Source organism: Pseudomonas beijingensis, from assembly GCF_030687295.1.
Lineage (GTDB): Bacteria > Pseudomonadota > Gammaproteobacteria > Pseudomonadales > Pseudomonadaceae > Aquipseudomonas > Aquipseudomonas beijingensis.
The window spans coordinates 4,259,914-4,278,900 of record NZ_CP117425.1 but is presented as its reverse complement, the minus strand read 5'-3'; the positions used below and the strand labels follow the sequence as shown (position 1 = coordinate 4,278,900).

14 protein-coding genes and 2 pseudogenes are annotated in these 18,987 nt (G+C 61.5%); 7 read left to right on the top strand and 9 right to left on the bottom strand.

Annotated elements, in window-relative coordinates:
- Positions 1 to 2: 2 nt before the first annotated feature.
- The 9 genes and pseudogenes from PSH84_RS19205 to ilvD form a co-directional block, all read right to left on the bottom strand.
- A complete protein-coding gene (locus tag PSH84_RS19205; RefSeq protein WP_305481587.1) occupies positions 3 to 461 on the bottom strand; it encodes a DUF6484 domain-containing protein in 459 nt (152 codons plus the stop codon).
- Positions 462 to 477: 16 nt separating this feature from the next.
- Positions 478 to 2,701 (bottom strand): annotated as a pseudogene (locus PSH84_RS19200) (type VI secretion system Vgr family protein).
- 470 nt (positions 2,702 to 3,171) lie between these two features.
- Entirely contained in the window at positions 3,172 to 4,554 is a 1,383-nt protein-coding gene (locus tag PSH84_RS19195; RefSeq protein ID WP_305481586.1) for an MFS transporter, read from the bottom strand.
- 49 nt (positions 4,555 to 4,603) lie between these two features.
- Positions 4,604 to 5,833, bottom strand: coding sequence for an OprD family porin (locus PSH84_RS19190; RefSeq protein WP_305481585.1), 1,230 nt, complete (start codon positions 5,831 to 5,833; stop codon positions 4,604 to 4,606).
- A 114-nt stretch (positions 5,834 to 5,947) separates the two neighbouring features.
- Positions 5,948 to 7,312: an MFS transporter gene (locus PSH84_RS19185; RefSeq protein WP_122564827.1), complete on the bottom strand. Its 1,365-nt coding sequence runs from the start codon at positions 7,310 to 7,312 to the stop codon at positions 5,948 to 5,950.
- 81 nt (positions 7,313 to 7,393) lie between these two features.
- Positions 7,394 to 8,671: an FAD-dependent oxidoreductase gene (locus tag PSH84_RS19180; RefSeq protein WP_305481584.1), complete on the bottom strand. Its 1,278-nt coding sequence runs from the start codon at positions 8,669 to 8,671 to the stop codon at positions 7,394 to 7,396.
- Positions 8,672 to 8,764: 93 nt separating this feature from the next.
- Positions 8,765 to 9,241, bottom strand: a complete 477-nt coding sequence (locus tag PSH84_RS19175; protein WP_305481583.1) for an aconitase X swivel domain-containing protein — start codon at positions 9,239 to 9,241, stop codon at positions 8,765 to 8,767.
- Positions 9,238 to 10,521: an aconitase X gene (locus PSH84_RS19170; protein WP_305481582.1), complete on the bottom strand. Its 1,284-nt coding sequence runs from the start codon at positions 10,519 to 10,521 to the stop codon at positions 9,238 to 9,240. The genes PSH84_RS19175 and PSH84_RS19170 overlap by 4 nt, the downstream gene beginning before the upstream one ends.
- The gene (ilvD, locus tag PSH84_RS19165; protein WP_305481581.1) at positions 10,518 to 12,227 is read right to left on the bottom strand and encodes a dihydroxy-acid dehydratase; all 1,710 of its coding nucleotides are present in this window, start codon (positions 12,225 to 12,227) and stop codon (positions 10,518 to 10,520) included. The genes PSH84_RS19170 and ilvD overlap by 4 nt, the downstream gene beginning before the upstream one ends.
- Positions 12,228 to 12,350: 123 nt before the next feature.
- Between ilvD and PSH84_RS19160 the strand changes: the two genes are divergently transcribed.
- The 7 genes and pseudogenes from PSH84_RS19160 to PSH84_RS19130 all read left to right on the top strand — a co-directional run bounded on the left by PSH84_RS19160 (position 12,351) and on the right by PSH84_RS19130 (position 18,947).
- On the top strand, positions 12,351 to 13,283 hold the full coding sequence (locus PSH84_RS19160) for a LysR family transcriptional regulator (protein WP_305481580.1): 933 nt from the start codon (positions 12,351 to 12,353) through the stop codon (positions 13,281 to 13,283).
- Between the two features lie 131 nt (positions 13,284 to 13,414).
- Positions 13,415 to 14,120, top strand: a pseudogene (locus PSH84_RS19155) (heavy metal response regulator transcription factor).
- A gap of 33 nt (positions 14,121 to 14,153) precedes the next feature.
- Positions 14,154 to 15,494 carry a heavy metal sensor histidine kinase gene (locus tag PSH84_RS19150; RefSeq protein ID WP_305481579.1) on the top strand — a complete coding sequence of 447 codons (1,341 nt, stop codon included), beginning with the start codon at positions 14,154 to 14,156 and terminating at the stop codon, positions 15,492 to 15,494.
- Positions 15,495 to 15,624: 130 nt separating this feature from the next.
- Positions 15,625 to 15,885, top strand: coding sequence for a DUF2790 domain-containing protein (locus tag PSH84_RS19145; protein WP_122564819.1), 261 nt, complete (start codon positions 15,625 to 15,627; stop codon positions 15,883 to 15,885).
- A 45-nt stretch (positions 15,886 to 15,930) separates the two neighbouring features.
- Complete coding sequence (locus PSH84_RS19140; protein WP_305481578.1) at positions 15,931 to 16,983, top strand: oxidoreductase; 1,053 nt, start codon at positions 15,931 to 15,933, stop codon at positions 16,981 to 16,983.
- A gap of 69 nt (positions 16,984 to 17,052) precedes the next feature.
- Positions 17,053 to 18,441, top strand: a complete 1,389-nt coding sequence (locus PSH84_RS19135) for an NTP/NDP exchange transporter (protein ID WP_305481577.1) — start codon at positions 17,053 to 17,055, stop codon at positions 18,439 to 18,441.
- A gap of 5 nt (positions 18,442 to 18,446) precedes the next feature.
- Positions 18,447 to 18,947, top strand: coding sequence for a lipocalin-like domain-containing protein (locus tag PSH84_RS19130; protein WP_122564817.1), 501 nt, complete (start codon positions 18,447 to 18,449; stop codon positions 18,945 to 18,947).
- Positions 18,948 to 18,987 lie beyond the last annotated feature (40 nt).

Below are 18,987 nucleotides of genomic sequence, written 5' to 3'. Positions count from 1 at the left end.
GTCTAGTTGATCTGCACCGAACCGCCCTTGATACGGTTCACGCCGGAGGACCGGTTCGAGAGATAGGTCCCTCGAATCAGCACCTTGCCCTCGCGTGTGAGGGTGATGCTCGCCTTGCCGCAGCGCAGGACGATTTCCCGCTCTGCCGAAAACTCCAGACGCTCGCCGTCCAGGTGGGCGACGGCTGGTGTTGTGGTTTGCGGCAGGCGCTGGATGCGACCGATCACCAGCGGTCGGCTCAGGTTGCCCGCCTCGAACATCAGCGCGACCTGGGCGCCGATATCTTCACGGGCGAGTGGGGTAGTGGTGCGCGCGGCGAGGCCGGTTTCGCCGGGGCAGCAAGGGAAGGCCACCACAGGGGCATCCGCACTGGGCACATCCAGCAGCACCCCAATCACGACGCCATCCACGCGCACGGACGTGGCGGAGGGGGAAACGGGAAAATGATATTCAACGGTCATGGCACCCACTCCTTGGCTAGTTCTGCAGGATTTTCTGGCCTTTGACGACAACGTTCTTGTTCGCCTTGATGTTGATGGCGCCGGAACCGTCGATGGTAATGTTCTTGCCGCTGATCACGATGGTGCCGTCCTTCTTCATGGTGATGCTGGCCGCGCCCGTGGTCAGGCTGATCGAGTCACCCGCGGTGAGGGCGAAGTGTTTGCCGACGTCCAGGCTGTCGTTCTGCTTGATGTTGGTGGTGCGGTTCTGGGCGACGTCGCGGGATTCATTCTGGCCGATCTGGGTGCTCTGGTTGCCGTTGATCTCGATCCCTTCGTTACCCTGGACCGTTTCGTTACGGTTGCCGCTGATGCCGATGGTTTCGTTGCCTCCCACGTCCTCGGTCCGGTTGCTGACGATGGTGATTTTTTCGTTCGCCCCGACTTTTTCCGTGCGGTCGGCACCGATGGTGATGGTCTCGTTATTGCCCACGCTCTCGGTGCGATTGGCACCAATATTAATTTTCTCGTTACTGCCGACATCTTCGGTGCGGTTCACACCGATGGAGATGGTTTCGTTATTGCCGACCTTTTCCTTGCGATCCACACCGATGGTGATGGTTTCGTTGTTATCGACGGTTTCGGTACGGTCGTGTTTGACGTGCACGGTTTCGTCGTTGTCGATGGTCTTGCGCCGGTCGTGGCCAACCCAGTGGGTCTCGTCATTCTCGACCTCGATGTCCTGGTTTTTTTCGGCGTGGATAAACAGCTGCTCGGCGCCTTTCTTGTCCTCCATGCGGATTTCATTGAAGTTGGCCGGTGAGCCGCCCTTGCTTGAACGGCTTTTCACCCCGCTCTGGGTGGCATTGGCCGGCAACCCGTAGGGCACGGTTTGTTCGGCGTTGTAGACACGGCCGGTGATGATCGGCCGATCCGGATCGCCCTCGAGGAAACTGACGATCACTTCCTGACCGATCCGCGGGAGCTGCACGGAGCCCCAGTTCTTGCCGGCCCAGGCCTGGGAAACGCGAATCCAGCAGGAGCTGTTTTCATTAGACTGGTCATGGCGATCCCAATGGAAATGCACTTTGACCCGACCATATTGGTCGGTCCAGATTTCCTCGCCACTGGGCCCCACCACCACGGCAGTCTGCGGTCCACGGACGATGGGCATCGGCGTGAGGGGCAGAGGGCGGAAGGCCTGGTTGGCATCCATGCAGTCCAGCTCGCTGACGAATTGTTCGGCGACGTCCGACTGCCCGCTTTCATAGGCATCCTGACGAATCTGATAACGAGCGACCACCACGAGATACTCGCGGTTCTGGTCCGCACGGTCGTACCCTGTCAGCGTGAACACATGACCGCAACCGATGCCGCGGGCGCGGCCGCGTAATTGCACACGCTCGAACTGGCTGTGAATGGCTTCGATGCGGGTACGCGCGTAGTGATCGCCATCGTTGCTCTGGACATACTCACCCGGGTAATCGTAGAGCGGGTAGTCGGCGTTGGTGTGGTTGCGCGGCACGCTGGAGCGCACCTCAAAGACTGGCGCGTGGGCGCAGGAAGTCATAGTCGTTCAGCGCCAGCGAGCCGGGTTGGACTTCTCGCGCCAGTTGCCAGTCGTAGAAATGATCGCGCTCGCGCATTTGCCGATCGGGCGGGTAGAAGGGCACCGAGGCATAGTCCGGCGCCGTGGAGTGGGCGCCGTAGGCGTCGGCGAGCACCAGCACGTGACGGCCCTTTTCATGGCGAAAGTAGTAATAGATGCCTTCCTGCTCCATCAGCCGACTGACAAAATCGAAGCTGGTTTCGCGGTACTGCACGCAATATTCCCACTCGCGATAGCTACCGCTCAGGCTGTCTTCGAAGTCGGAAAACCCGAGGTCGCGGAACACCTGCTTGATGATGTCCGGCACCGTCTTGTTCTGGAAAATCCGGCAATCGGAGGTGCGCGTGAGCAGCCAGAACCAGGGCCGTAGACTGACGCGATAACCGGCGAACTGGCCGTGCCCGGTCAACTGCCGGCAACTGCAGACAATGCCGTGGAAATAGCGTTTGCCACCCTCGTACAGCTCCAGGGTCAGGCCCATCGGCTTGCCCAGCAACTGGTCGAACGTGATCGCCCGGTCTTCGGAGGTCAGGTCCAATTCGTAGTGGAACAACCGCCCCAGTTCTTCGCTGCCTTCCATGCCCTGCAGCAGGACATCACCGCCGAGAGGACTGTCGACCTGCACCAAACGGGTATTTTGCGTGATTGCCATGAGCGGCTTCCTTAGGCTCGGGTTCGGGCGTCAGTTGGCCGTTATCAATAAGGTGGCGCCGTACGCAAGGTCGCCGCCAAAGGGAATGTGAAGGGAAACCGAGTCCAATGTTTGCTGCACATCCACCACAGAGGTGATCTCCTTATCGGTCTTGCGGTTTTCAATCGAAGTGGACGTATGAGCAGCTGGATCAAACTGTGTCCGGAGCCATTGGATGGCGTCCCTGATCCGTTGAATACGTTCCAGCATCCAGCCAGATTGGCAGATGCTGAGGTCAAGATAGGTGACTGAAAGGTCGTTTGCTTAGTTTCGTTGGCTATATGGATAATTCTGAAATCGAATAAATAATGAATGAGGGGAGCATAGGGATCCACGCTATGGCCGCTGTAAAACCTGCCTCCGCTTTACCGTTTTGTCCCCGCGGAAGAAACCGTGTACTTGTTGGCGTTCCGACATCAGAAGGAAGCGGGTTACTGATTGAAATTCTTCCAGGGTTTCGCCGGGTTCAATAGCTCGGCTTCCATGGCTGAGCGTCTATCGATGCGCGCCACGGTGTAGGCGCACACGGCAAGCACCGCAGGACACAGGGCCAATACCGCGAAGCTCTTCACGACAGGCATGCCGCTGTTGAGCACATGGGCACCGAGCAGCGGCCCGCATACCGAGCCGAACTTGCCCATGGAGGCCGCCCATCCGGCGCCGTTGCCGCGAATGGCACTGGGGTAGAAAATCCCGGCGATGCTGGTGATGCCGTAGTGACTGCCCTTGACGAAAATGGCGCCGACCATGCTCAGTGCAATGAAGGCGTTACCCTGCAGGTCGCCAATGCCCAGCGCCAGCAGGAAGGGTAATGAAAGCAGGGGGTAGATCATCACCGCATAGGGCCCCCGGGTGTCGACCACTCGCATCAGCACCAGCCCGGCCATGGCGCCGCTGAAGGACGCGAAGGAGCTCACCCAGGACGCGGTCGCCCGGTCGAAGCCCGCATACTGATACACCAGAGGGCTCCATGACGCGAGGAAGTACATGGCCATGGAGCTTGCGCCAAAGCCGATCCAGATCATGGGCGTGATCCATTTCAGTTTACCGACGAACAGCTGTCCGACCCGAAATGGCTGGCGACCGATGTCGATTTCATCGGCCAGAAAATAGCGGTCCCCGGCGCGCACATCGATGTCGGGATCCAGGCGCTTGAGGATGCGCACCACGGTTTGCGGCTGCTTCTGCTTGCTCACCAAAAACCGCACCGACTCCGGCAGGGTGAAGAATAACAGGACGCTGGAGAGCAGCGTGGCGATGCCGCCCAGCACGAACACGCTGGCCCAGCCGTACTGAGGCGCGAGCCATACGGTCAGTGGACCGGCCGCCGCGCCCCCCAGGCTGAAGCCGACCATGATGATGGTGATCACGCTGGCACGGTAGCGCTTGGGCACGAATTCGATGTTCAGTGCCCAACACAGCGGCAGCATGGCGCCCAGGGCAAACCCGTTGAGAAAACGCAGCACCAGCAGCGAGGCGTAGCTGTCGGCAAAGGTGAACAGCAGCGTCAGCACACCAAAGGCGCTGGTGGACAGAATGATGGTCGGACGGCGACCGATGCGGTCGCCGAGATAACCGAAAAAGAACCCACCCAGCATCATGCCGAACAATCCGATGGAAAAAATGTTGCCCAGTTGCAGTTTGTCCAGGCCTATTTCCTCGGCCATATAGGCGGCGGTATGGGACAGCATCAACAAGTCGAAACCATCGAGGAAGGTGATCAGCACCGACACACAGATGATCAGATAGTTGAAGCCCGACAGTTTGCGCCCCTCGATCAGGGCGGCGACATCAATGGCACGTGACGACGTCATGGGTGTTCTCCCGATAAGACGTATGCGAGCGGGTTCCGGTGGGCGAGGTTCACCACAGCTTCCAGGTGTAAGCCACGATCAGGCGGTTCTCATCGAGCTGCTGGGTCAGGCCATTCCCGGAGCGAAAGGTGAGGTTGCGCCAACGCACGTTCAGGCCTTCCAGGGCACCGCTTTGGAAAACGTAAGCCAGGTCGGTGTCACGCTCCCACTCACTGCCGTCGCGGACCGTGCGCGTCTGGATATCGCTGCCTTTCACGTAACGGGTCATGAAGGTCAGGCCGGGTACGCCGAGCGCGGCGAAGTCATATTCGTAGCGCAACTGCCAGGACTTCTCGTTGGCTTTGGTGAACGAGTTGTAGGTGACCAGGTTCGCCACGTAGGGCGTGCCGGTATCGATGACTGGAAACACACTCTCGCCCGACAGGCGCTGGAACGCGGCGGAGAAGCGCTGGGCCCCGACGGTCAGGGTGAACATGCCGTTGAAGTTGCGGTTATCGATCTTCCCGGCTTTTCCAACACCGATATCGTCGCTGTCGACGTAGCGCAGGTCGGAACGCAGGCTCACGCCTTCCCCCAGGGGCAGTACATGGATCAGGCCAGCGAACTGCTGACGGTAGATGTCTTGCAGTTCACCGTAGTGGTAGCGCAGGGTCAGTTGCTTGTTGACGGTGTAATCGCCACCGAGCAGGTCCAGGTGATCACTGCTTTGGCCGGCATAGCTGATGTCGTCGTTGCTGGATGAGTCGCGGCCATTGGCTTTGGTCAGCCTGGCTGCGGTGACGGTCAAGTGGTCGAGCTCGCCGGACGTCAGGTAGGCACCGGTGAAGGTGGAGGGCAGCAGTCGAGTATCGCTGTAATACGCCAGCGGATGAATCGGCATCAGCGTTCCGACCTTGAGCTGGGTCTTGGACAGGCGCATTTTTGCGGTCAGCCCCAGTTCGCTGTAGTCGTCCACCGGTTGATTGCTGTCGGGACCATAAGGCAACAGCCCACCGCCACGGCGGCCCGCGCCGGAATCGAGCTTGATCCCCAGTTCACCCAGGGCATCGAGTCCGAAGCCAACGGTGCCATCGGTGTAGCCGGACTGAAGCTCGGCGATGAAGCCTTGGGCCCATTCCTCGGCCTTGGCCTGAGGCGCGTCGCTCTGGCGGAAATCGCGATTCAAGTAAAAGTTGCGCGTCGTCAGTGTCGCGCTGCTGTCTTTGATGAAGTCCGCATGGGCGTAGGTAACTGGGCCACAGAGCGTCAGGGCGGTGGCGACGATAAGGTTCCTGTTCATTTTTATTGCTCTCAGGATCAATAGGATTATTCAGGACGAGTTTTGCCTGACCGCGTCGATAGCGACGCGGTACGGGCTGCCTGGGTCAGGCGTTGTAAGTCAGCAGGAAGGTGCTCAGGTTTGTGACGGGGCGGGCAGCGGGTCTGCCTCACGATGGCGGCGAGTCAGGTGGCCGATGACGAAGGCGCAGGCCGCCAGCACGGCGGGGCAAACCGCCAGGACCAGGAAACTCTTGACCACCGGCAGGCCGCTGTTGAGTACATAGGCGCCCAGCAATGGGCCGAGGATCGAGCCGATCTTGGCGATGGAGGTGGCCCAGCCGGCGCCATTGGCGCGAATGGCACTGGGGTAGAAAATCCCGGCAATGCTGAGGATTCCATAGTGGGAACCTTTGACGAACACGCCGCCGACCAGGCTCAGCATCAGGAACGCGGTGCCTTGCATGCCGCTGATGCCCAGTACCAGCAGGAAAGGCAAGGCCAGCAACGGATAGATCATCACCATGTATGGTCCGCGGGTGTCGACGAAGCGCATCATCGCCAGGCCCGCCATCGCACCACTGAACGATGCAATCGAGCTCACCCACGACGCTGTCGCGCGATCGAATCCGGCGTATTGATAGACCAGCGGGCTCCAGGAGGCGAGGAAATACATGGCCATGGAGCTGGCGGAGTAGCCCAGCCAGATCATGGGCGTGATCCATTTCAAGCGGCCGATGAACAACTGGCTGACCCGAAATGCCTGGCGACCGATGTCCGGCTCGTCCAACAGGACGAATTGGTCAGTGGGGCGCACATCCAGATGCGGATCCATGCGCTTGAGAATCGCCGCGATTTTCTCCGGTGCCTTACGCTTGCTGGCCAGGAAACGCACCGATTCGGGCAAGGTGAACAACAACAGCACCCAGGCGAACAGCGTGACCACGCCGCCGAACACGAACACGCCCTGCCAACCGATATGCGGCGCCAGCCACACCGTCAGCGGGCCGGCCATCGCACTGCCGAGGCTGAACCCGACCATGATGATGGTGACCACCGTGGAGCGATAACGCTTGGGGACGAACTCGATGTTCAAGGCCCAGCACAACGGCAACATGGCGCCCAGGGCGAAGCCGTTGAAAAAACGCAGGACCATCAGCGATGCGTAGCTGTCGGCCATGACAAACAGCAACGTCAACAGGCCGAACGAGCACGTAGAGAACAGAATCGTGGGACGCCGTCCAATGCGATCACCCAGGTAGCCGAAGAAAAAACCACCCAGCATCATGCCCAGCAGGCCGATGGAGAAGATTTCACCCAGTTGGATCTTGTCCAGGCCGACCTCATCGGCGATGTAGGAGGCGGTGTGGGAGAGCACCAGCAAATCGAAGCCGTCGAGGAAGGTGATCAATACCGAGACCAGAATCACCACGTAGTTGAAGCGTGACAGTTTGCGGCCTTCTATAAGCGCCGCGACATCCAAGGTACGGGGCTGTGACATGTGCGTTCTCCACTGCATTTTTATTGTTGTTGGAGTGGCGCCCCCCGTGCACACGGCGGGCGCATCGAACTGCTTGAAAACCTATTCCAGATTGAAGGCCAGCCGTTCGCGCAAGACCTGCGCGGGTATATCACTCAGGCGGCCGTCCGGGCCAGCCAGATCCAGCGCATGGGCGGCGGCGGCGCCCATGGCGATACACGGCCCCATCACCCGCACACTCGACAGCGCGGCCGCGTCGGCGTCGATGCAGCGGCCCGCGACCACCAGATTATCGCTGCCTTCGGGGAGCATGCTGCGCAGCGGCACACTGTGGACATGATCGTCGCCAAAGGGCTCCCACTGATAACCGGTGCTGTTGCCGTGCAATTCCACCGGCCAGGACGTGCGCGCCACTGCATCCGGAAACATCGTAGCGGCTCGCACTTCATCGGTGGTCAGGTGATGTTGGCCGACGATCCAGCGGGTCTGGCGAATGCCTGGCAGTGCATACGCTCGCACCCTGGCCTTGCCGTAGGCCTGGGGGTACTCCGCTTTGAGGAGATTGATCACCTGGTCCACCTGTTGGCGCCCGGCGATGGCGACGTGAGAGGCGGCAACCGGATCCAGGGGCGTTTCGATGTGCGTCATGTTGAACGCCGCCGTGCCGCGTCCGGGGAACTGGAAGAACAAGCCATCGTCGCGCTCGATACCGTAGTGCCTGGCTTTTTCCTTGACCCGTTCGGTGAACTGCGCGCGAGTCGGCAGGTGTGCTTCATCGATATGCTCAAGGACGAACATCTGGGTGCCATAGATGGGCGTATCCGGCTCGCGACAGGCGAGCCCGGCGTTCCAGACCAGTGCCGCATCGCCGCTGGCATCGATAAAACCGTCGGCCGCCACGCGCACGTCGCCATAACGGGTGGCCAACTCCACTTCCCGGACCCGCGTGCCTTCGCGCACCACCTCACGCAACACCGCACCGAGCACCACGGTGATGCCAGCGTCGAGCACCTTTTGGCCAATCCAGCGACCGAGGGCCACTTCGTCGTAGTAAACCACGGTGGTCAAGGGGCCGATGGACTGGTGCAAATCGCCCGAGGCGCCCAGGTCGCGAAGGATGCCGTCGGCGATGCCATGGGTCAGCAACTGGCGGTTCGGACCATTGGAGAACAAGCCGCAAAAAGTCCCGATGATCGAGCCGACCGCTTGGCCGCCGAGCATCGGCAGGGCATCGAACAGCACGACGCGTTTGCCGAGCGCGGCGGCCTCCAGGGCGGCGGAAATACCGGAAATACCCGCGCCGGCAATGCAAACGTCAGCTTGCAGGCGCTGAGGGGTGGGGGCGCTGGTACGGCGTACCGTGCGAATGACATGAGCCATAAAACTTCCTTTGAGGTGTAAAAAAGGCGGCCGAGCCCGAACCCGTTGACCGGTGGCCACGGGGAACGGTTGTTTTCAGCAGGTTTCTTCGGGTTACGACGGCGTCGGCGTTCGCTGCGAACCGTTGGGCTGTATGGGCGGGTCACTGCACGATGAGCGCGGGGTCACTTCGACGATCCCGGCGTCGGCATCGACGCGCACCCAGTCCCCGGTACGGATCCGCTCCAGCGGGTCCTCGGTAAAACCGGTCATGGCGGGTGCGTGCACGACCACCGCGCCCAGGCCCATTTTTGCGGTCATTTCATTGAACAGCATGGCGCCAGGGGCCACGCCAGCGAGACGAGCGATATGGAACTGCGAGGACCAGCCGGACGAGCCCTTGGCGCCGGGAAACACCAGGACTTTGCCGGCGAAACTGATGCCCTTGAGCTCGTGGCGCGTCTCAATGACGGTGCCGCTGCGCGGGTCGATGCCGCCCCAGCCAGAGATGCGGTCATGGGTCACCAGGGCTTCGCCTTCGAAGCAGCCGCCAACGACCTTGCGGCCTCGGAGCGTAAAGGTTGCGCTCATTTCAATACTCCTTTCCACCGGCCGTCGATGGCCGCCTGGATGCATTCGCCGGTGGTGCCGAACCACGCCTGGATACCCATGATCGCCGGCAGGTAATGGGCCTGTTTGGCCGAGTCCACCGCCGCCACGCGAGTGCCCTTGGGCAGCACCTTGCCGATTGCTGAGCAGGTATCGGTCATCACATGCCCACCGGCCTGCTCAATGATGCGGGTGTAGCCGGCCACGTCAGCCAGTTGCTTGATCGACGCTGCGGTAAATATCCAGAGCTCGGTGTTCGCACTCAGGCGCTGGCCTTCCAGCAGTTGGCAGACTTCCCAGATTTGTTCGAGGCTGTAATGCGGACAGCCAAGCATGACGAAGTCGACTTGTGCATCGCGCGCCGTGACGTTGACTTGCTCGTAGGCCCAGCGCCGTTCGGCTTCACCAAAGCGCAAGGTAGCTGAAGGCCGGGTGGCGCCGAACGCTTGTTCGCGAGTACGTGCTTCAGGCGTGACCCCGACCAGGTGATACATCTCCACGCCACCGCTGGAAGCTGCCGCGGCACCGAAGTGCTTGAGGCGAGCCAGGTTGGGCTGGTGGCTCACCCCCTCGATGACTGGAATGCAATCCTGCACCTGTTCACCGACCCAGTAGCCGAGCAGTCCCCAGTCAGCCGTGGTGTTCACGTCTGTATCCAACTGGATCAGGTGGGTACCGCGACGGTTCTCGTCCAGGTGCAGGCCCCAATAGGGAATCTTGCCGGTCAGCATCGCCGCGCCAGTGCTTTCCCGACCCTCGGCATTGGTGCGGGCGCCGAGGACCGAGTTGATGTAGATCACCGCAGAGGATTCCATCCAGGCGCAGTGCTCGCCTTTCACCGGCACGTTGCCGACTTGATAGGGCGTGCAGGTGTTCAACGGTTGTACGCCCAGACCGCTGCTGTAGGCCTGGCCGGTTTCATAAATGCGCACCACATCCGGCGAGATGCCTTGGCGTTCGGCATGCCGAGGGTCGATGCCCTGTTGCAGGTGACTGCTGAAGACCTTGACCTTGGGGATCTGGACCACCTCGGCGCTGTCGAGGTTGAACTCGCTGAACACCGCGTCCATGCCACCCTCACGTTCAGCGTACTGACGCAGGAAAGGGGTAGTGGCACCGATGGTTCCGGCCACATTGCGCGTGTCCACCAGGCATTGCGCATCCAGGGCCTCGCCATAACGCACCAGCAGATCCATGGCTTTCTGCACCGCCGGACCTTGATCGCCGGCGAGCATGGCTTTCTCGTCGTCGCGCAACCTCATTGCGGTAGGTCTCCGGCGTGGGTGATGTCGCGAGGCTTGATCAGTACCGCACCGCGCTCCATGGAGGACACGTTATGACGGTAGATGTCCAGCCAGCCGCCGAACTGCGGTGCCGGGGGCTGCCAACGGGCGCGTCGCGCCTGCATGTCGGTTTCGCTGATATGGGCGTCGAGGCGGTTATGGTCCAGGTCGATGGTGATGATGTCGCCGTCCTCCACCAGCGCCAACGGGCCACCGACGGCCGCTTCAGGCGCAACTTCGGCCACCACCAGGCCCTTGCACACCAACCCTGAAAGATGGCCGTCCGTCAGCATGGCCACGTGGTCGCCGAGCCCGGCACCGTCGATGGCGAACACCACTTTTGAAGCGCCGCCGCCCATGGCCGGGCCGCCACGCACACCGGCACCGCGCATGACCACCACGTGACCAGGCTGTATGCGCCCATCCTGCAAGGCTTCGATGGCATCGGCGGAGCGCTCGAAACAGATCGCCGGGCCTTCGAAGCGGCGCATCTTGTTCGGGTCGATGCCGTATTTGACGATGCCTGCCTGGGGCGCGATATTGCCGCGTAACATCACGATGGCGGGCTGGGTGGCGAAGGGGTTGTCCAACGGGCGGATCACCGTGTCATCGCTGACGGTCACCCCTTGAAGGTTTTGCTTGAGGGTTTTTCCGGTGACCGTCAGCACGTCGCCATGCAGCAGAGGCTCCAGGCGCTTGAGCAGGCCGCGCCCACCGCCCGCGGCCTCCATTTGCTCGATGCTGTGTTCTCCCACCGGCCGTACACCGACCAGCACTGGCACCTTGTTTCCCAAGTCCCTGAAAAGTTGATAGACGTCCACATCAACGCCGCCTTCGGCGGCCACCGCCTGCATATGTTTGATGGTGTTGACGGAGCCGCCCGCGGCGAGAATGGTCGCTACGGCGTTGGCGAAGGCATGGGGGGTCAGGATATCGCGTGGTTTGAGGTCTTCCTCGACCATTTCCACAATGCGTTGGCCGGCTTGACGCACGAAATCGAACATCTGCCGGCTGTTGGCGGCAATCGGCGCGCTGCCAGGCAAGGCCATGCCCAGGGCTTCACACACCAGGTGCATCGAGTTGGCGGTGCCCATCCCCGAGCAGACCCCCGGGCCCTTGATTGCATTGCGGGCCATACCGGCCAGCTCTTCAACCGGCAGCTTGCCGGTCACCACGTGCATGGAACTGATAAACACGTCTTCGATATCGACATGCTTGCCGTTGTACTCGCCGCTTGGCTGGTATCCGCAGACCACCACCAGGGTCGGGATATTCAGGCGGGCGGCGGCCATCAGTTGGCCCGGTACTGTCTTGTCGCAGGAGGCCAGGCAGATCATGCCGTCGAGCTGAGCGCCTTCGACCGCGACTTCGATGTCGTTGGTGATGAGGTCGCGGGCGGCGAGCATATAGGCGCCGCCGGCACCGGCGCCGGTGATGAAGTCGCTGGGCGCGGCGGTACGAATTTCGAAGGGCAGGGCGCCGGCATCGCGTATCGACTGTTTGAGGACCTCTGCGATGCCATCCAGGTGACTGAAGCAGATCGCCAGGTTGGACGATGAGTTCACGATGGCGATCTTGGGTTTCTCCAACTCGCTTTCGTCAATGCCCAAGGCTTGCCACTGGGCGGCGCGCACAGCCCATAAATAGGAGCCGTAGGGGAAATTGCTGCGCAGCTTCTTGGGCATGGTGTGCTCCGTTATTGTTATGGGGATGCCAATTCGGTTAATCGAGTTAACGATCTTGTGCCGAGTCTAGGCTTCGACCTAGAATCCGAAAACCTTATTTCACTTATAGATAAAATCCAAAATATGGATATCAAGGACGTCGATCTCAACCTGCTGAAGGTCTTCGATGCGCTGCGCAAAAAGCACAGCGTGACCCTGGCCGGTGATCTCATGGGGCTCAGCCAGCCGGCCATGAGCTTCGCCCTGGCCAAGCTACGCACGCTGTTCGACGATCCGTTGTTCATCCGTACCTCCCGCGGCATGCAGCCAACCGCCAGGGCCCTGCAGATCGCCGAGCCGGTGCAACGCATCCTGGAGATGGTCAGCAGCGAAGTGTTGCCGTCCACGGGGTTCGTCCCCGAACATTCCGACCGACAACTGGTGCTGTGCATGTCGGACATTGGCGAAATGGTGTTCCTGCCCCGGCTGATGCGCATGCTCGACAAAGCCGCACCGAATTTGCGAATTCGCACCCAGGCCTTGTCGTCGGAGCAATTGGAGGAGGGGCTGGACGCCGGCGAGGTGGACGCGGCCATCGGCTATTTCCCGCGTTTGCTCAATACCTCGATCCGGCATCGGGCGCTATACAGTCACTCATTCGTGTGCATCGTGCGCAACGATCACCCCACCATCGGCGACAGCATCAGCGCCGAAAAGTACCAGGCCGCTGTGCACGTCGCGGTCCAGGCCGAAGAGCGCGGCATGAGTGTGCTGGACCGTGAACTGGCTGGCCATGGCGTCACTCGCCAGGTACGTTTCAGCCTGCCACGGTTCATGGGCGTGCCGTTTCTGGTGGCCGAGTCCGACATGATCGCCACCGTGCCCCTGGCGGTCGGCCGGCGCTTCGCCGAAATCACCGATGTGCGCCTGGTGCCGCTGCCTTGGGACATTTGCGGCTACGACATTCATCTTTACTGGCATACGCGGTTCCACCATGACCCGGCGAATCGTTGGTTGCGTCAATCCTTCATCGAATTGCTCGCCGATTTCTCTCCTGCGGAAATGGTATCCCTCTGAGCGGTGGCTGTTTAACGTCGGGACCGGCTATTGAGCCGTTTCTGACAAGAATGTCAGGAAGCCGTCAGCCTCCAGACACCTTGGCTGTCTAGACTCACTGGGTTGCCCCGTTGCTGCAGAGGATTCACCTGATGCGCTTGCTTATTGTCGAGGACGAAGAAAAAACCTCTTCCTACGTCCATCGTGGCTTGACCGAGCTCGGCTACATCGTCGACGTCGCCACGAATGGCATCGATGGCCTGCACTACGCGTTGGAATGGGACTACGACGTGGTGATCCTGGATGTGATGCTGCCGGGCAAGGACGGTTACGACGTGCTGCAAGGCCTGCGCCTGCACAAGAAAACCCCGGTTCATCATGCTGTCGGCCAGGGGCACGGTGGATGACCGCATTCGAGGGCTGCGCGAGGGCGCCGATGATTACTTGGGCAAACCTTTTTCATTTGCCGAGCTCGTCGCGCGTGTCCAGGCCTTGATCCGTCGTCGCGCCGGCGACACGGCTGACCTGACGCATTTGCGCATCGACGACCTGGAGGTCGATTTGCAAGCGCGCAAGGTGACCCGGGGCGGGCTGCGGCTGGACTTGACGGCCAAGGAGTTCTGTCTGTTGAGTCTGTTGGCGCGGCATCAGGGCGAAATTCTTTCCAAGCTGATGATTGCCGAGCAGGTCTGGGACATGAATTTCGACAGTGACGCCAACGTTGTCGAGGTCGCGATCAAGCGCGTCCGCGCCAAGGTGGATGCCCCGTATCCGCGCAAGCTGCTGCATACCGTCCGCGGCATGGGCTATGTACTGGAAAGCCGAGAGGCAGATGGCAGGCAGACGGGTACGCCTTGATGAAAAGATCGATCGCCAAGCGGCTCGCCCCTGATGTTTGCCCTCGCTGTCCTGCTGATCATGTCGGTCAGCGCGACGCTGTTGCGCTGTTCCTTGAAACAATCGCTCGACGAGCAGATGCAGAACGAGCTGATCCTGCGCCATTCCGTGCTCGACCCGGTGTTGGCGAAATACGATTCGCCGACGTTCTGGGTTGGCTTGCGCCAGAAGCTCGACGGCCTGACGCCCGCGGATGAGCGGGTCCGCTATTGGATCCTGGTGGACAACCCGGCCTTCAGCTACGGCGGGGCGATGCCGGACGGCCAGGATTGGTCGAAGCGCTCCGATGGGCTGTTTACCGTCGATCTGCCTGAGCGAGAGCGACCCATGATGGCATTGCTCAAGACCATTCCTGCCATGGGGGATCGTCCGGAACTGCGCTTTATCGTGGGGCTGGATTCAACGCCGTTCAGGAAGACCCTGGACCACTTCACCAAGATACTGATCCTGACCTCTGCGTTGGGCATCGGCCTGGTTGCGCTGCTCGGTTACTGGATCGCGCGTTTCGGCTTGGGGCCGGTGAGGCGCTTGAGCCGTCAAGCCAATAGCCTGCCGCCGGGGGATTCGAAGCAACGCCTGGACACCGAGGCACTGCCAGGCGAATTGCAGGAACTGGCGGTGTCGTTCAACGGCGCCCTGGCGCGCCAGGAAGCGGCCTGGTGTCAGCTCGAAGGGTTCAACGCCAATGTGGCCCATGAGTTGCGAACGCCCCTGACCAACCTGATCGGACAGACCCAGGTGGCATTGGCCCACGGGCGTGAGGTGGGCGAGCTTCAGGACTTGCTGCAGTCGAACCTCGAAGAGCTGGAACGGATGGGCACCATCGTCAACGACATGCTGTTCCTGGCCGGGGCCGAGAGCGGGCAGCGGGCAACCGAGCTCAGTGATGTCTCGCTTTATGAAGAGGCGTCGAAGACGGTGGAGTATCTGGAGCCGGTGCTGCATGACAAACAGCTGAACGTGCTGATCCAAGGCGACATGCGCGTGTGCATCGACCGACGCCTTTTTCACCGCTCCCTGGCCAATCTGATACAGAACGCGGCGCGCTACGCGGTGCCGACCAGCACCATTACGGTGAGCCTGGTCAGCCACGACAGGCAGGTCGAAGTGAGCGTTTCCAATGCCGGGGAGCCCATCGACAACGTACATCTGGAACGCTTGTTCGAGCGTTTCTACCGTGCCGACACCGCCCGGGCGCGAAGCGATGCGCACCATGGCCTGGGTCTTTCCATCGTGCGTGCGGTGGCGTCCATGCACGGTGGGCGCGTATTCGCCCACAGCGAGAATGGGCTCAATACCTTTGGATTTTCCTTGATGAACCAGGCGGCGCCTTAATCGTCGCCGCCGCGAGTAAAGTCCGCCCCCGTTTGACATCTTCCCGTCAGCCAGCAGTCACCTTGACGTCAGTCGCCCCCTCCTAGAGTGCTACGACCATCCCAACGAGGACAGTGTCGTGGAGCCCACTATGAATATTCGAAACCTGTCGATTGCCGGCCTGCTGGCAGTCATCTCCTTGAGCGGCTCGCCGCTGCTCGCCAAAGAACAACCGCAGTTCCCGGCCTATGAATATGGCATGCCGCTGGACATCGCCAGGGTCATCCATATCGAGGAGGCGACATCACCGGTATGCGAGGTCGTGCAAGCCAAGATGACCTACCTGAACACCCAAGGAATAAAGAAGCACGTCAGCTTTCTGCAGTTGGCTGAGGCGTGCTCGAACCAGTGACCGTCCGGCGATGCCGGTTCATTTCTTCAGACAGGGACCATCACCATGTGCAATAGAACAACACCTGCCATTGGCCGCACGAGCAACGTGGGCTGGCTTGCGAGAATAGCGAGAACCTTTGCTGCTGGCGTCGCGCTGCTCGGTGCGCTGAGTGTTGGAGCGTCCGATCGTGTTGCTCCGAAACCGGATTGGTCAACCCACGACATGCCCTCCCAGAAAGGTCGAATTGTCCTGGTCACGGGTGGCACCAGTGGCATGGGCTACGAGGACGCGCTGGCCTTGGCGCGTGTCGGCGCCGAGGTCATCATCGCCGCGCGTAACCCGGAGCGCGGCGCGCAGGCCATCGCGCGTATTCGCGAGTCCGTACCCGACGCCAAGGTGCAGTTCGAGACCGTGGACCTGGCCGATCTTTCATCCGTGCGCGACTTGGCCCAACGTCTCAATCAACGGCTGCCGCGCCTCGACGTATTGATCAACAACGCCGCCGTCATGGCGCCTCCGGAGCGGGGCACGTCCGCGGATGGCTTTGAGCTTCAGTTGGCCACCAACTACCTGGGGCACTTCGCGCTGACCGGCCTGTTGGTGCCGCTCTTGCGTAAAAGCCAGGATGCCCGTGTGGTGAGCCTGTCAAGCATTGCCGCGGCGCGCGGTGCGATGAACTTCGATGACCTTCAGAGCGAGCGGAAGTACGACCCGTACGCGGCCTACGCACAATCGAAACTGGCCGTCCTGCACTGGGCCTTTGCCTTGCAGCGGCGCAGTGACGCTGAGAACTGGGGCATTCGCAGCATGGCGGCGCATCCCGGCGTGGCGATCACGGAGTTGGTCGCACGGGGGCCCGGTCTCGACAGCGAGTTCGGCCGGCGCTGGGCAAAGGACCGCGACGCGTACCACTCGGCGGCGCAAGGGGCGTTGCCTACGTTGTATGCCGCCACGGCTGCCCAAGCCGTGGGCGGGGCTTATTACGGCCCGACCGGCGACGAAGAACGACGCGGGCCGTTGGGTTTCGCCAAGACGCCGCCCGCCGCGAGCACGCAGGCGGATGCCGAACGGCTCTGGTCCGTCTCCGAGCGCCTGACCGGCGTGACCTACCGCTGATGCAACCCCGGGCGCGGGCATCCGTCCCGCGCTCGTCCCCTGTCTTGTGGCCGTCTCCCTGGAGTCCCTATGAGTACGTTTCCCTATTTGCACCGACTGAGTCTCGCCCTGAACGCCCGCGACGGCGAGTTGCGCCCGGCGCTGTGCGGGTTCCTGCTATTTCTTTGCCTTTTCACCGGTTACTTCATGCTGCGCCCGATCCGTGAGTCGATGGGCATCGCGGCGGGGGTGGAGAACTTGCAATGGCTGTTTACCGCGACCTTCCTGGTCATGCTGGCGGCTGTGCCGTTATTCGCCTGGCTAAGTTCTCGAGTGCCACGCCTGCGCCTGATCGACTGGGTGTACGGCTTCTTCGGCTTCAACCTGCTGATGTTCGTCGAGCTGTTCCAGTTCCAGCCGGACAGTATCGCGTTGGCCCGGGTCTTTTACGTCTGGATATCGGTCTATAACCTGTTCGTCGTCTCCGTGGCCTGGAGCCTGATGGCGGATGTATTCGACAGCGAGCAGGCCAAGCGTCTGTTTGCCTTCATCGCCGCGGGCGCCAGCGTCGGCGGCCTGCTGGGGCCGGCCTTGAGCGCGCTGCTCATTGGTCCCCTCGGCGCCTCGGGGTTGATGCTGCTGGCGGCCTTGTTGCTCGGTGTCACGCTGGTGTTGAAACGGGCGTTGATGGGATGGCGCGAAACGGGCGGGGCTGGGCGTCCGGGCGCCGCGCCGACGCAAAGCCCCCGGCAGCCACTGCAGGGCAACCCGTTCAGCGGTTTGACGGCCGTGCTCAGGTCACCTTACCTGTTGGGCATCGCCGGGTTCGTCGTGTTGTTGGCGACGGTCAGCACCTTTCTCTATTTCGAGCAAGCGCGCCTGGTGGCCGAGCTCTATCCCGATCGCGAGGCACAAGTGCGCATCTTCGGCACCATCGACATCATCGTGCAGGCCGGTGCGTTGCTGTCCCAGCTGTTCATCACCGGCCGCATCGCGCCGAAGTTGGGGGTGCGTGCTTTGCTGGCCATCGTGCCGTTGCTCATGTGCTTCGGCTTCCTCGGCCTGGCATTGGCGCCGGGGTTCGCGCTGCTGGCGGCGCTGATGATCGTGCGACGGATCGGCGAGTACGCGTTCGTCCGACCTGGCCGGGAAATGCTGTTCGCGCCGTTGGATGCCGAGAGCAAATACAAGGCCAAGAACTTCATCGACACCGTGGTTTATCGCGCGGGTGACGCCATGAGCGGCTGGGCCAAGAGTCTGCTCGACCTGCTCGGGCAAGGCGCCGGCCCGGCCGCGATGATGGGCGCCTGTTGCGCGCTGCTGTGGGGTTACTTGGGCTGGCAACTGGGGCGGCGGGCGGACAATGCCGCTTCGCGGGAGCTACGCTTGGCGGCCATTGCGGCCAGGGATGAAGACCGCGCCGACCAGGATGAAACCCACTCTATTGTCCGTCGCGTTGTTGCGGCGAGTGAAAGGTGATGCGGATGCGTCTGAAAAACAAGGTACTGGCAGTCGGTGCGATCGTTGCCTTATCGGCGTGCTCCAGCGTGTTTACGGGCAAAGAAAACGCCTTGGTCGGGACATGGCGTATGGTCAGCGCAACCGTTGAGAGTCAGGGCAGTGTATCGGATGCTTACGGCCCCAATCCTCATGGCTGGCTCGTCTTCACGCCAGAGCTGACGTTTGTCGAAGTGCTCACTGATCCGCGCGTGCCGGCGTTTCGATCCAATGTGCGTGGTGAAGGCACCGATGAGGAGAACCGGGCAGCGCTGGCGGGGAGCATCGGTTTCTTCGGGCGCTATACCGTCGACCAGAACGGTGAGTTCACAGGCAACACGGTCAAAGGGTCTACGTTCCCGAACTGGGTGGGCGCTGTGCGTACCCGGGACGACCTGCAGTTGAAGGTCGACGGCGACCGGATGGTGGAAGACTTTCGCCGTCCCGATGGGGCGAAGGTTCACATCGTCTTTGAGCGTGTAAGGTGATTTCGATGCGTCGTGCGTGCCGCCCTGGATGACCCAGGGC

Coding starts and splice junctions, on each gene's coding strand:
- PSH84_RS19205 (WP_305481587.1), bottom strand. CDS start 461: ATGACCGTTGAATATCATTTTCCCGTTTCCCCCTCCGCCACGTCCGTG.
- PSH84_RS19195 (WP_305481586.1), bottom strand. CDS start 4,554: ATGACGTCGTCACGTGCCATTGATGTCGCCGCCCTGATCGAGGGGCGC.
- PSH84_RS19190 (WP_305481585.1), bottom strand. CDS start 5,833: ATGAACAGGAACCTTATCGTCGCCACCGCCCTGACGCTCTGTGGCCCA.
- PSH84_RS19185 (WP_122564827.1), bottom strand. CDS start 7,312: ATGTCACAGCCCCGTACCTTGGATGTCGCGGCGCTTATAGAAGGCCGC.
- PSH84_RS19180 (WP_305481584.1), bottom strand. CDS start 8,671: ATGGCTCATGTCATTCGCACGGTACGCCGTACCAGCGCCCCCACCCCT.
- PSH84_RS19175 (WP_305481583.1), bottom strand. CDS start 9,241: ATGAGCGCAACCTTTACGCTCCGAGGCCGCAAGGTCGTTGGCGGCTGC.
- PSH84_RS19170 (WP_305481582.1), bottom strand. CDS start 10,521: ATGAGGTTGCGCGACGACGAGAAAGCCATGCTCGCCGGCGATCAAGGT.
- ilvD (WP_305481581.1), bottom strand. CDS start 12,227: ATGCCCAAGAAGCTGCGCAGCAATTTCCCCTACGGCTCCTATTTATGG.
- PSH84_RS19160 (WP_305481580.1), top strand. CDS start 12,351: ATGGATATCAAGGACGTCGATCTCAACCTGCTGAAGGTCTTCGATGCG.
- PSH84_RS19150 (WP_305481579.1), top strand. CDS start 14,154: ATGTTTGCCCTCGCTGTCCTGCTGATCATGTCGGTCAGCGCGACGCTG.
- PSH84_RS19145 (WP_122564819.1), top strand. CDS start 15,625: ATGAATATTCGAAACCTGTCGATTGCCGGCCTGCTGGCAGTCATCTCC.
- PSH84_RS19140 (WP_305481578.1), top strand. CDS start 15,931: ATGTGCAATAGAACAACACCTGCCATTGGCCGCACGAGCAACGTGGGC.
- PSH84_RS19135 (WP_305481577.1), top strand. CDS start 17,053: ATGAGTACGTTTCCCTATTTGCACCGACTGAGTCTCGCCCTGAACGCC.
- PSH84_RS19130 (WP_122564817.1), top strand. CDS start 18,447: ATGCGTCTGAAAAACAAGGTACTGGCAGTCGGTGCGATCGTTGCCTTA.